The organism is Mesobacillus sp. ABV4_180 (assembly GCF_056158485.1).
Genome location: NZ_JBSWTJ010000001.1, coordinates 4297754 through 4310566, shown reverse-complemented (window position 1 = coordinate 4310566; position 12813 = coordinate 4297754). Strand labels below are relative to the sequence as shown.

Below are 12813 nucleotides of genomic sequence, written 5' to 3'. Positions count from 1 at the left end.
ATTATCAGGCAACAAGCCCTTATGGGTGCTGCCTTTTTAACGTAAGTGAAGAGAGCGTTCACATAATTGTTGATAACATTAAAAAAATCTAAATTTAATTAATACTCAGTATGGTATGATTTGATTTAGTAGGAAGAACAGCAAAAAAATAATGACTCCTGAAATCTTCTCCCATCTCGCTCTCGTAATTTACTCCATTAAAACAATAATGCCTTTATTAAATTATCGTATCTTCTGTCAAAGCCATCTCGTATCCTTTCATAATGTTTGAACCATAGTTTTTATTTTTATACAAATGCGAAAGGAGTGGTGATCCATGTAAGCTACTAACCAACACTTCTGAGATTTATATAACATTACATTTTCAATTTAAAGGAGGATTATATATGGGTCATGATATATACGGCATAAATAAAGCGAGGAAAGAAATCGCTTATGCCCGTTTTAGCATGGGGAATCGCAATGCAATCCTGCTGTACAGTTTACTTGATGCCTATCAGTTCTATGCAGGAGTTAGTGGATCAGGTAAGAGTTCGGTCTTCTCGATCCAACAATTTGAAAAGGCTTTGAATGAATATAAGAAATTATTTAAAACGGGTGATTCCCTGTCAGAAAGTGATTGCGTATCTTGGGATCAGAAACAAATCCTGAATTTTATAAAAAACTGTTTGGAAACTGCACAGAAAGAAAAAAGTGTTGAAGTGTATTTTGGCTAGCATTTAATAAAAGTCACTATATCTTTCATCTATATCCAGCCTTATGTTAACCCCCAATACACCCTCATTCGCTTCTAATCATAAAAGATTCCAATTATAGATAATAAATCCCTTGTCCCGTTCATATTTATTAATGTTCAAAGTTTAATTCATTTTTACTTTAACGAAAGGGGAAAGAAAATGGACAAGGATACTGCAAAGGTTGGGAAATGCCCGTTTACGCACGGGGGTGCTACTAGTCATAAAACCAGTGGGACGACGAATCGGGACTGGTGGCCGAACCAGCTGCAATTGAATATTCTCCATCAGCATGATCGAAAATCCAACCCTATGGGAGAAGATTTTAACTATACGGAAGAATTTAAAAAGCTGGACTATGATGCTCTGAAGAAGGATCTTAACGACCTCATGACAACCAGTCAGGACTGGTGGCCGGCTGACTACGGACATTATGGGCCATTATTCATCAGGATGGCCTGGCATTCCGCGGGAACGTATCGTATAGGTGACGGACGCGGCGGAGGCGGAACTGGTTCACAGCGCTTTGCACCGCTTAACAGCTGGCCTGACAACGGGAACCTTGATAAAGCCCGCCGACTTCTATGGCCGATCAAGCAAAAGTATGGCAGCAAGATTTCCTGGGCTGACTTGATGTTGCTGGCAGGCAATGTGGCTATTGAGTCCATGGGCGGCAAGACAGCCGGCTTTGGTGCAGGAAGGCCGGATATTTGGCATCCGGAGGAAGACACTTACTGGGGTGTTGAATCAGAATGGCTTGGCGATAAACGTTATGCCGGTGATCGCGAGCTTGAGAATCCGCTTGCTGCCGTGCAAATGGGTCTTATTTATGTGAACCCGGAAGGCCCGAATGGTAAGCCGGATCCAATCGCAGCGGCTAGGGACATACGCGAAACTTTTGCGCGAATGGGAATGAACGATGAAGAAACGGTAGCACTGATCGCTGGAGGCCATACTTTTGGCAAAGCCCACGGTGCAGGAGACGCGGCCAATGTTGGTCCGGAGCCTGAAGCTGCTTCAATCGAAGAGCTTGGCCTAGGCTGGAAAAACGCATACGGCAGCGGCAAGGGACGTGATACGATTACGAGCGGTTTGGAAGGAGCCTGGACGGCAAATCCAACACAGTGGGATAATGGTTACTTTGATTTATTGTTCGGATACGAATGGTGGCTGACAAAGAGTCCGGCAGGTGCCTATCAATGGCTGGCTGTGGATCCTGCTGAGAAGGATCTTGCACCGGATGCGGAAGATCCATCTGTAAAAGTTCCAACCATGATGCTTACGACCGATATTGCTTTGCGCCATGATCCGGATTACGAAAAAATCGCCCGCCGATTCCATCAGAATCCAGAAGAGTTTGCTGATGCATTTGCGCATGCGTGGTTCAAATTATTACATCGTGATATGGGCCCTAAATCAAGGTATAAAGGTCCGGAAGTTCCAGAAGAAGACTTTGTCTGGCAGGATCCTGTTCCAGCTGTTGATTATGAATTAACGGATGAAGATGCAGAAAAGATCAAAGAAATAATCCTTGACTCTAGTCTTTCAATCGGCGAGTTAGTTACGACTGCCTGGGCTTCAGCAAGTACGTTCCGAGGCTCGGATTTCCGCGGAGGAGCGAATGGTGCCCGTATCCGTCTGGCACCGCAAAAGGATTGGGAAGTGAATCAGCCAGAACAGCTTTCAAAGGTGATTGGTGTACTCGAAGACATCCGAAGTCAACTGGATCAGGAAGTCAGTCTTGCTGACTTGATTGTCCTAGGCGGATGCGCTGCGATCGAGAAAGCCGCTCGAAATGCAGGCTTTGATGTAACAGTTCCATTTGCTCCTGGACGTGGGGATGCGACGGAAGAGCAAACAGATGTAGAAGGCTTTGCGGTGCTGGAGCCCTATGCCGACGGATTCCGCAATTTCCAGAAAAAGCAGTATGGTGTGAGTCCGGAAGAGCTTTTCCTGGACAAGGCGCAGCTGTTAAACCTTAGTGCACCAGAAATGACGGTGCTAATTGGCGGGATGCGTGTCCTCGGCACGAACCATGGCGGCACAAAACACGGCGTATTCACTGATTCCGTCGGCACACTGACGAATGATTTCTTTGTGAACTTACTCGATATGGGAGTGGAATGGAAGCCGGCTGATGGCGGAGTATATGAAGGACGTGACCGCAAGTCAGGTGAAGTTGTTCGTACAGCCACCAGAGTTGACCTGGTATTCGGTTCAAACTCACAGCTGCGTGCGATTGCCGAAGTGTATGCTCAAGACGATAACAAAGAGAAGTTTGTGCGAGACTTTATTTCTGCCTGGGTCAAGGTCATGAACGCCGACCGTTTTGACCTGAATGAACAGACCCGCGAGACCTCAGAAATGGCGCTGCGGCATTAATAAATCAATAGTTTTGTAGATAGCAGATCAATAATTGGTCTGCTATTTATTTTTTGCTGGAAACACGGGGAAACACGGGGACGGTTCTACTGTTTTCAAATGCTATTCATTTTGCAATTTTTGAAACAGTAGAACCGTCCCTCTGTTTTTGTGTTTCTTGGGAAGATTTATCTATTAACAGTTGTATTCAATTTGAGGTATGATTAACTGAGTATTTAGATAGTTAAAACTTTTTGTATATTATAATTTTTATATTGTGATATACCTTTTTAACGTCTATAATACACAGGAAGAGGACAGTTGTGTTTTTATAGTGGACAATGTTGGATTCTACTAAAAAACAACTAAACAGGTAAATGAACATACTACTGGGGGAGATGACGATGAAAGATTTACTGAAGAAGTGGAATCAAGTAAGCCTGGTGAAACAGATCATTTTGGGTATGTTAATTGGTGTTATCCTAGCATTAACAATCCCGGGCCTTGCAAAGCCGGTTGCTATTTTTGGGTCTTTATTTGTAGGTGCCCTGAAAGCAGTTGCCCCTGTACTAGTATTATTCCTGGTAATGTCGGCGATTGCCCAGCATAAACGCGGACAGAAAACAAATATGAAAACGATTATATCTCTATATCTATTAGGAACATTCTCAGCCGGACTTATTGCGGTTATTGCTAGTTTCATGTTCCCGGTTAGCTTGAAGCTTACAGCCGGTGCTGAGGGAATGACGCCTCCAGGAAGTGTAGTTGAGGTTCTTAAAACTGTATTGCTCAACATTGTTGATAACCCGGTTAACGCTATTATGAATGCTAATTATATCGGTATTTTAGCCTGGGCAGTCCTGATTGGTCTTGCTCTGAAAAATGCAGCTGATTCAACGAAAACAGTGATAGGCAATTTATCCGATGCCATGTCCAAAATCGTCACTTGGGTGATTAAATTCGCTCCGCTGGGGATCATGGGTCTTGTATTTGAATCAATTACAACAAACGGACTTAGTTCTTTGCTTAGCTATGGCAAATTGCTTGCGGTCCTGATTGGATGTATGCTTGTTGTGGCCCTTGTCGTCAATCCAATCATCGTTTTCACGATGATCAGGCAAAATCCATATCCGCTTGTCTTTAAATGTTTGAAAGAAAGTGGTATTACAGCGTTCTTTACACGCAGTTCAGCTTCAAATATCCCGGTTAATATTAAAATTTGTGAGGATTTAGGCCTGGACAAAGATTCATATTCTGTTTCCATTCCATTAGGCGCAACCATCAATATGGCTGGAGCAGCCGTTACGATCTCTGTTATGACACTGGCTGCTGTCCATACACTTGGCATTCAGGTGGATATTCCTACTGCCATCATTCTAAGTGTTATGGCTGCCATCAGTGCTGCGGGTGCTTCAGGAGTTGCCGGCGGATCCCTGTTGCTGATCCCTCTCGCATCCAGCTTGTTCGGCATCCCGAATGATGTCGCCATGCAGGTGGTTGCTGTAGGTTTCATCATTGGTGTTTTACAGGACTCTTTTGAAACAGCTCTTAATTCATCGACTGACGTTCTTTTCACAGCTGCAGCGGAATTTAAAGATTGGCGTAAAGCAGGAAAAACGATTGAAGTTAAAAAAGCAGCTTAATATAGCTGCCAAAATGGACGGACATCTAGCCAGGATTGCAAAATATAATTACCAAAGGTTGAGTGTGTTTCTCAGCTCATGTTAAAAGAAGGCAACTCCTTTTTACGGGGTTGCCTTTTTGTATTTTTTACAAGGTATTTTCAAAGCTGTTCATTGATTTTAGGTAGATCATTGTGGGTCATTTGTCCAGAGTTCAGCACTTGATGAGATTTCCTTCCTCGGGAATCGGGTGGAATTTGAGTAGCACTGGGTACATCTCGCCCATTTTGATTTGGTGTGGAGACAGAAAGTTTTACTAAAGAATTTTTTTTGCTTAATGGAAACCTTTTGTCGAATTTAGAGTATATATATAGAAAATGGAGTGATTCGAATGAGGAATTCACGTATTCAGAAGAAAATTTTGCTCTATTCAACAATTTGCCGGAAGATAGGGATTTTAAGTGAGGAGGAATACAACCGGATCATTGGAAAATCCTTTTCTAATTAGATTAAAGCAGGGAAAATATTTTTTGCTGCTTTAAGGGGAAATTAAATGTCGGTTCCCTAGTCTCATACGAAACTCCGGAACCGTTACGGTGTTACTACTAACTCAAACTATTATTTCAATAGAAGGATATTTAGAGAGTGCTTTATATCTTGCTAATTGATGATCGGTTCATTGATACAAGCACAGATATTTCAGTTTCTGAAATTTAGCATAGATAATGTTTAGGGAACAGAAGAATAAGCGAGAAAAATATAACATATAAATGGTGGTGGAATTATGGAGAAGGGGTGATTGGATGGCAAATCCAATTGTTGCGAGGTCATTGGATGAAATTGCGTTTTGGTCGAGGATCATGAAGGAACATGCATTATTTCTTAGCTTAGGGTTTACCTATGAACAGAAACAATTGATCGCAGAAGCGCAGCAGTTTATTACTCTTTTTGAAAGAATCGAGGAGAAGCTGGCCAGATTTTCCGTAAACTCAGATATACGTCTGGTTCAAGCGTTTAACAATGAGGTTTATCAAGCAGCTGCTGCCATTTGGGCTTACAAAAGAAAAGTGCTGGGATTGACTTTACGTTGTGAAATTCGGTCGAATAACTTCCCATTGTTGATCGATCATATAAGCAGGGAAGCGGCTTATTTCGCGAATCGGTTAAAAGAGCTGAATGAAGGGAAACTGGCACCTGAGCCTGAGGCAATTATCGCAGAGAATGTCTTTTTCCTAAGGATCATGGCTGACCATGCTAAATTTATCGGACACCTGTTAGATCCTTCGGAACGAAAGCTCGTCGAACAGGCGAAGGAATTCAGCCATGATTTCGATCAATTGGTGTTTCAGGCGGTTGATCTAGATTCAATGCGTCCGCAATCAGAAACAGTACCAATCCTGGATCATTTCCTGGACCAAAACAGAGTATCCGTTGCTTCACTAAGGGATTTCAAGAAAACAGCCAGAGAATTAATTGAAGCCTGCCGTATAAAGAGCAATATCCATCCACTTTTAGCTGATCATACTTTCCGGGAAGCAGAACGGTTCCTGGAAATCATCGATTTATTCGAAGCCAGTCTGAAAGGGCAGAAGATGCAAGGATAGGGGTTTAAAAACACAGGGACGGTTCTCTTGTTTCATTTTGAAACAAGAGAACCGTCCCTATGTTTCAATTGGAAGATAAGCTTAAAAATGCGCACTCAATTGAGATGCGCATTTCTCATACTCTGGGGTCGATTTCGTTTAAGTAGATTGAAAACAGAAGAACCGTCCCTGTGATTCTTCAAAATGGTGAACAAGAAGCAGCCTGCAATGACGATGATGCTGCCAGCAGCTTGAATCCAGGTCATTTGCTCGCCTAGAAAAGCAAAAGCTAAAATGGCTGTGAAGATTGGGTTGAAATTCAGGAACAGCCCGGATGTGCTTGGTCCGAGTTTGTTCACTCCGATATTCCAGAGAACCATACAAAGGACTGTTGAAATCAGGCCTGTATATAAAATGGATTGAATGAACGATGCATTTACGTTTGTTATAGTGAAATCTGAGATTGTAAATGGAAGAAGGACGAGAAGTCCGAAAATGCCTGAGTAGAGGATGGACATCATCGGCGTGACGGTTGCCATCGCCCATTTGCTGCAAACGGAATAAATTCCCCACATGCCCACAGCGACCATCATGTATAGATCCCCGGTGTTGAACTGCAATGAAAACAATAAATCGAAATTTCCTTTTGACAGAACGAGCAAAACGCCGAATAGTGAGATGATCATTGAGAAGAACTGAAGAGAATTTATTCTCTCTTTTAGAAAAATGAACGAGAATGCAGCGATTGAAAACATGTTTAATGTCGAGATTAAGCCGACGTTCGTAGCCGAGGTTTGTTCAAGGGCCATAAACTGAAAGGCCTGAAACATGGCGACTCCGGTGATTCCCATTAAAAATAATGGCAGGATCGATTCTTTTGGAGGTATCAGCTTTTTTTCTTTCCACCAGACAAGCGGAACCAGACAGATAATCGCAATGGCCCATCTTAGAATGGTCAAGGTGGCAGGGGAAGCATGCTCCACAAGCGTTTTTCCCACGATAAAATTACCGCCCCAAAGAAAGCTGGTCAGAAGTAATAACCAATAATATTTCACGTCATTTAGCTCCTTTTCTCAAAGAGCCATTGTGCACAATGACATTGCTTATATGAATTATTTTAACATTTACATTCTGTAACGAAAGGATATTTTGTATAATTGGATTAATTCGAAATAAACGAAAGTGTTATAGATTATTAGTTTGAAAAATTCATTTTCGTATTGTTATTAAGCGGCTTTTTTGAATAATTGAAAAAGGGGATCAGGTCGTGGAATCAATCGTTAGCAAGGTATTGGACAATGTGGATATAAAAATCCTCGATTTGCTTCAAAAGGACGCGCAGCTAAGCAATCTGGAACTCTCAAAACGAGTGAATCTATCTGCGCCGGCTGTCCACGCCAGAATCAAGCGGCTGGAAGCTGAAGGGTATATCAAAAAGCAAGTGGCTATCTTGAACCATGAGAAGCTGGGCTTTGACTTGCTGTGCTTTGTTTTCATGAGCACCAATATGCATCAGGCCGAAAAGCTGGAAGCACTGGAGGCGACATTGGAATCGATGAAGGAAGTTTTGGAGTGTCATTGCTTAACAGGCGAATACGATTATCTGTTAAAGGTGGCGTGCAAGGATCGCAAGGAACTTGAGATGTTTATCAGAAAGCTGAATGAACTGGGGATAACCAAGATCCAGACAAGTCTTGCCTTGAGAGGGATAAAGGATTCGACGGTGCTGCCGATTCGCGAGGATGAATAACGCGACAGAATTTAGATTTTTGTAAAAATTGAATATATTCCCACAACTGTCCTATAATAAAGAAGTATCCTCAAGATATACATAATAGCATCTAAATATAAAATCTGGAGGTAATCATGGGAAGATTAGTTCATTTTGAAATCCATGTAAGTGATATGGAGAGGGCAAAGAAGTTTTATGGAGAGGTATTTGGATGGTCATTTCAGGATTGGAGTGAGTATGCCGGAATGCCTTACTTCGGGGCTGTGACTGGCGATGAGAAAGAACCTGGGATCAATGGCGCATTGATGCAGCGGAAAAGTGCTCCACCAGAACCAAACCAGGCATTGAATGGATTCTCCTGCACCATGGGAGTAGAAGATTACGACGCAACAGAAGCGAAAATCCTCGAGAATGATGGCAAGGTCGCAGTGCCGAAATATGCCCTTCCTGGAATGGCGTGGCAAGGGTATTATCTCGATACTGAAGGTAATGTATTCGGGATTCATCAGCCTGATGAGAATGCAAAATAGAAACTATGATAGGTGTAGAAAAGCGTGAAATCTAAAGGGACGTCAAGTACGCTTGAAAATGTGCGCACTATCTGTCTTGCACTGCCCGAGGCAGTTGAGCATATTGACGGCTTTGGGCACAATACGTTTAAAATCAATGGGAAATCTTTCGTGATATCAGGAGAAGATGACAAAGGATTCAGCTTGTCGTTCAAGTCTGATCGCGAAACACAACAATTATTGCTGCAAAAAGAGCATTTTTATAAAGCCCCATACATAGGACATCATGGTTGGGTATCTATTCAAAATCCTGAAAGCGAAGTCTGGGATGAATTGACGGATTTAATCCAAGAAGCCTATTTACGAGCAGCACCGAAGCGTTTGGTTAAGAACTTTATCGAGCTCCGGAAATGATAGGCAGAAAATATTAGGCAGAAAATATTAGGCAGAAAATATTAGGCAGAAAATATTAGGCGAATTAATATCGTAAATTTAACAAGGTGAAAAACCCACAAAAAATTTTCTTTTGTGGGTTTTTTTGTTCACAAGAGTGCTTCTTATATGTCTGTAAACAGGACAAATAATTTAATCAAACGTTTGATTAAATTTATTTGCTATTTAGAAAAAACGATAATATCAGGATTTATTTCTTAGGCTGTTACGCCTGAAAAGGTCAGAAGTAAACGAGACAGACCGAGCTCTGTTAATCAACTAAACTATGAAAATCCTATTCATTGCCCAGCAGTTTTTCGAGATCTTTATCCACTATGAACACTTCAATTCTTTCCCCCAGTTTTGTACTGATATCACTATGGCTGGAAAGAACCTTGCATTTTGTATGTTGTTCCACAATTTCTTCAAAGTTCTTGCTGTACATTTCACGGAGGAGCTGGCGCATTTTCTTTACGAGCTTCTTCCCATCATCATGGCTGACTAAATGTTTTTCTTCAACGGTTAATACACCTTTGAAACGGGCGATCACCATATCATTGACAATATACGTTTTTGTTTCCTGTGGTCCTCTGCCAATCAGGTCTCTTTGCAATTTAATGAAAGCTTCACTCAAATCTGCTTCAAGCCTGCGTTTTTTTGAGCTCATTAAGAACTCCTCCTAAGCATGATATTTACAGAGTAATATTAATGAATCCCTGTAAAACCTGTCAATAAGAGTTTGAAAAAGGGAGCAAATCAAAAAGAAAGTGAGCAAATTAAAGATAACTTAAGGTAAATCTAATAATTTCGTCAAATTTTACGAAAAAACAGGTTATTTGCCCATTTACAAACTTTTCATCCAGGAGTAAAATTACCTCGAAATCACAAATTAAATAGTTCGGCCTAATCTCACTTGTGAGAACGGAGGACCCATTTTCTTGGGGTTAATTCTACGTATGTAGAAGGGATGAGATCACTCTTTCGCCATCCTACCCGTCAGCTAACTTCGTCGGCTAAAGCGAAGGAGGTCATAAGACCGCCTTATTCAGGGGGCTTTTTTCATAGCAATATGAAAAAAGCAGCTTGACTGTGTAATGTAGGTCTTTTTATTGTGCCTATTTTTGAAAAGGTTGCATGGATGACAGAATGCAAAGGAAGCAGCTATTCAGTTGTTTGCTGGGCGTTAGGTAGACCAATGTGTACTTTTTCTCCAATGGAAATTGAATGTTTCATTCAGTGTTATTTATCTGTCTCATTTTTTGAGAGATAGCTAGATTCAGCTGGGTGGCATCAATTTTGGGGAAGAAGGATGCATTGGTCTTTTTTTGTACCTTTTTTTAAGAAGGCATGGGATTAAGCGCATTAGATACGGAAGTGGACCTGATTAATTTGTGGATTTTATTAAGTGCTAATTTTGAAAAGGAGGAACAGGAAGTGAGCGGGGATGCGGATTTTAATAATGGACTGCTTGTATGCATTCCAAATTATGAAGTATTTCTGAGTGTTTGTGACCAGTTTGATGCAAATGATTCTATTGTGTATTTATCAGCGGATGAAAAGGTTAACCAGGAGCTGACGAGCAAAGGCATCAATAACATTATTCATTTAAAAGAGGAAGACATATTCGTGGACTTAAAACAAAGGTTTATGAAAGTCATTCTGCTGGAGGATCGCCTGGCTGATACATGCAGCCTATCAAAAGTAATCCAGACGAGTACCCTTGCTCCGATCATTGTTGTTACGAAAAACAAGATGTACCCTCAGAAATTATATGAATGCCTTGGTGTGAAACATGTCATTTATACAAACTGCAATAATATCGCTTTTTTAATCCATTAAGGAAATCAGGAGGGTTTAGGATGTTGGATGTTTTGATTGTAGGGTTATCCCTTGTACTTACTCTTATGATGGCTGGTCTGACGAGCTGGTCTTCCCGTATAGTTCACCAAGGAGATGAAATGGAATGATGACCTTATTATTGGGGGTTGTATCCCTCGTTGTGATTTATCTGCTTTATGTATTAGTGAATCCAGAGAAATTTTAACTTTCGGAGGTAAAAATAGTGTTCACGACCATTCTTTCAATCATCATCACGCTGCTGGCTGTCGCTCTTTTGGCGAAGCCAGCCGGAATCTATTTGGCAAAAGCTTTTGATTATAACGAAAGCGGCCTGGATAAAGTATTCGGCCCTTTTGAAAATCTGTTATTTAAGCTAGGAGGAATTAAGAAGGTAAGCCAGTCCTGGAAACAATATGCGCTGTCATTGGTGTTTGCGAATGCGTTCATGATTTTGCTGGTTTACCTGGTTTTCAGGCTGCAAGGTCATCTGCCGCTCAATCCAAGTGAAATAGCTGGAATGGACCCTACGCTCGCTTTCAATACGGCAGTAAGCTTCATGACAAATACGAACCTTCAGCACTATAGCGGTGAAAGCGGACTTTCCTATTTAGCGCAAATGATCGGAATTCTGTTCATGATGTTCGCTGCTCCAGGAACGGCACTGGCTGTACTAATGGCTTTTATCCGAGGTCTTTCAGGTAAAGAATTCGGAAATTTCTTTGTGGATTTAATCAGGGCGATTACGAGAGTGCTTTTGCCGATCGCATTTATCACGGGATTGCTTTTTGTTGCGATGGGAGTACCACAGACACTGGAGCCAACGATTACTGCCGAGACAATCGAGGGTGGTGAACAGCAAATAGCACGTGGCCCAGTAGGATCATTCCTGTCTATAAAAGAACTGGGGAACAACGGGGGAGGGTTTATGGGAGTTAACTCTGCACACCCATTTGAAAACCCGACGGCTCTCAGCAATTTCCTGCAAATCCTCTTGATGCTATTACTGCCAACAGCTACGCCATTTGCCTACGGAAGAATGGTTGGAAATGCCAAGCAGGGAAGAGTGTTGTTTGCTTCGATGTCCATGATGTTCATCGTCATTCTCGGAGTAACCTTAACTTCTGAATTCCAGGGAAACCCGGTTATCAATTCGATGGGAATCCAGCATGAGCAGGGCAGCATGGAGGGAAAAGAAGTCCGCTTTGGGACAGGGCAATCTGCTTTGTATGCTGTTGTTACGACAGCCTCTGAGACAGGTGCGGTTAACACAATGCATGACACAATGACCCCGATTGGCGGAATGATGCCTCTTGCAACGATGATGCTGAATACAGTCTTCGGTGGAGTAGGAGCAGGGTTCATTAACGTGATTATGTACGCAATCATCGCTGTCTTTCTATCTGGTTTGATGGTCGGCCGTACTCCTGAGTTTTTAGGCAAGAAAATTGAAGGGAAAGAAATGAAGCTAATTGCTGTTACGCTGCTGATGCAGCCATTGTTGATCCTGGGTGCTTCCGCCATTGCCTTTTTCACGCCATTAGGATATGAAGCGATTTCCAATCAGGGGTTCCATGGCATCAGTCAGGTAGTGTATGAATATACGTCCTCAGCGGCTAATAATGGATCAGGTTTTGAAGGATTAGGCGATGCAACGCCATTTTGGAACGTGTCTACAGGAATCGTCATGTATCTTGGGCGCTTCTTTGGTCTAGTGACAATGTTGGCTGTAGCTGGCTCGCTTGCTTCCAAAAAGCTAGTCCCAGAAACTGCGGGAACCTTCCGTACCGACACAGCATTATTTGGAACCATATTGCTTGGAACGATTTTTATCATAGGCGCACTTACCTTCTTTCCAACACTAGTATTGGGGCCGGTTGCAGAATATTTAACATTGTAGATGGGAGGGCTCATGATGGGCAGTCATGCACTTAAGAAAAAAACAAATGTTCGTGATGAAAATGAAAATAGTAAGCTTGAAAAATTATCAGATAAACGAACCAA

12 protein-coding genes and 1 riboswitch are annotated in these 12813 nt (G+C 42.0%); of the genes, 10 read left to right on the top strand and 2 right to left on the bottom strand.

Translation table 11 applies throughout. The annotated features are described in order from the left end of the window. Nucleotides 1-386: 386 nt before the first annotated feature. The 4 genes from ACXAEA_RS21905 to ACXAEA_RS21890 all read left to right on the top strand — a co-directional run bounded on the left by ACXAEA_RS21905 (nucleotide 387) and on the right by ACXAEA_RS21890 (nucleotide 6321). Complete coding sequence (locus ACXAEA_RS21905) at nucleotides 387-716, top strand: hypothetical protein (RefSeq protein WP_474835908.1); 330 nt, start codon at nucleotides 387-389, stop codon at nucleotides 714-716. Nucleotides 717-896: 180 nt separating this feature from the next. Next, nucleotides 897-3116, top strand: coding sequence for a catalase/peroxidase HPI (katG, locus tag ACXAEA_RS21900; RefSeq protein WP_475097956.1), 2220 nt, complete (start codon nucleotides 897-899; stop codon nucleotides 3114-3116). A 383-nt stretch (nucleotides 3117-3499) separates the two neighbouring features. Then, the gene (gene sstT / locus ACXAEA_RS21895) at nucleotides 3500-4738 is read left to right on the top strand and encodes a serine/threonine transporter SstT (RefSeq protein ID WP_475097955.1); all 1239 of its coding nucleotides are present in this window, start codon (nucleotides 3500-3502) and stop codon (nucleotides 4736-4738) included. A gap of 782 nt (nucleotides 4739-5520) precedes the next feature. Next, nucleotides 5521-6321, top strand: coding sequence for a DUF2935 domain-containing protein (locus tag ACXAEA_RS21890; protein ID WP_475097954.1), 801 nt, complete (start codon nucleotides 5521-5523; stop codon nucleotides 6319-6321). A gap of 95 nt (nucleotides 6322-6416) precedes the next feature. On the opposite strand, the gene ACXAEA_RS21885 is transcribed toward ACXAEA_RS21890, so the two are convergent. Further along, the gene (locus ACXAEA_RS21885; RefSeq protein WP_475097953.1) at nucleotides 6417-7355 is read right to left on the bottom strand and encodes a DMT family transporter; all 939 of its coding nucleotides are present in this window, start codon (nucleotides 7353-7355) and stop codon (nucleotides 6417-6419) included. A gap of 212 nt (nucleotides 7356-7567) precedes the next feature. Here ACXAEA_RS21885 and ACXAEA_RS21880 point away from each other — a divergent pair, with 212 nt between their 5' ends. The 3 genes from ACXAEA_RS21880 (at nucleotide 7568) to ACXAEA_RS21870 (ending at nucleotide 8955) form a co-directional block, all read left to right on the top strand. Next, complete coding sequence (locus tag ACXAEA_RS21880; RefSeq protein ID WP_475097952.1) at nucleotides 7568-8050, top strand: Lrp/AsnC family transcriptional regulator; 483 nt, start codon at nucleotides 7568-7570, stop codon at nucleotides 8048-8050. A gap of 116 nt (nucleotides 8051-8166) precedes the next feature. Next, nucleotides 8167-8562: a VOC family protein gene (locus ACXAEA_RS21875; protein ID WP_475097951.1), complete on the top strand. Its 396-nt coding sequence runs from the start codon at nucleotides 8167-8169 to the stop codon at nucleotides 8560-8562. A 24-nt stretch (nucleotides 8563-8586) separates the two neighbouring features. Continuing rightward, complete coding sequence (locus tag ACXAEA_RS21870) at nucleotides 8587-8955, top strand: MmcQ/YjbR family DNA-binding protein (protein ID WP_475097950.1); 369 nt, start codon at nucleotides 8587-8589, stop codon at nucleotides 8953-8955. A gap of 313 nt (nucleotides 8956-9268) precedes the next feature. Here the strand turns inward: ACXAEA_RS21870 and ACXAEA_RS21865 are convergent, their stop codons facing one another. After that, nucleotides 9269-9640 (bottom strand): Na-translocating system protein MpsC family protein, encoded by a 372-nt coding sequence (locus ACXAEA_RS21865; protein ID WP_475097949.1) that lies wholly within the window; start codon nucleotides 9638-9640, stop codon nucleotides 9269-9271. 223 nt (nucleotides 9641-9863) lie between these two features. Continuing rightward, a riboswitch (cyclic di-AMP (ydaO/yuaA leader) is annotated at nucleotides 9864-10003 on the top strand. 404 nt (nucleotides 10004-10407) lie between these two features. On the opposite strand from ACXAEA_RS21865, the gene ACXAEA_RS21860 reads away from it, so the two are divergent. The 3 genes from ACXAEA_RS21860 (at nucleotide 10408) to kdpA (ending at nucleotide 12709) form a co-directional block, all read left to right on the top strand. Continuing rightward, on the top strand, nucleotides 10408-10812 hold the full coding sequence (locus ACXAEA_RS21860; protein ID WP_475097948.1) for a hypothetical protein: 405 nt from the start codon (nucleotides 10408-10410) through the stop codon (nucleotides 10810-10812). 124 nt (nucleotides 10813-10936) lie between these two features. After that, nucleotides 10937-11017 carry a potassium-transporting ATPase subunit F gene (locus ACXAEA_RS21855; protein ID WP_474835890.1) on the top strand — a complete coding sequence of 27 codons (81 nt, stop codon included), beginning with the start codon at nucleotides 10937-10939 and terminating at the stop codon, nucleotides 11015-11017. A gap of 30 nt (nucleotides 11018-11047) precedes the next feature. Next, complete coding sequence (kdpA, locus tag ACXAEA_RS21850) at nucleotides 11048-12709, top strand: potassium-transporting ATPase subunit KdpA (RefSeq protein WP_475098189.1); 1662 nt, start codon at nucleotides 11048-11050, stop codon at nucleotides 12707-12709. Nucleotides 12710-12813 lie beyond the last annotated feature (104 nt).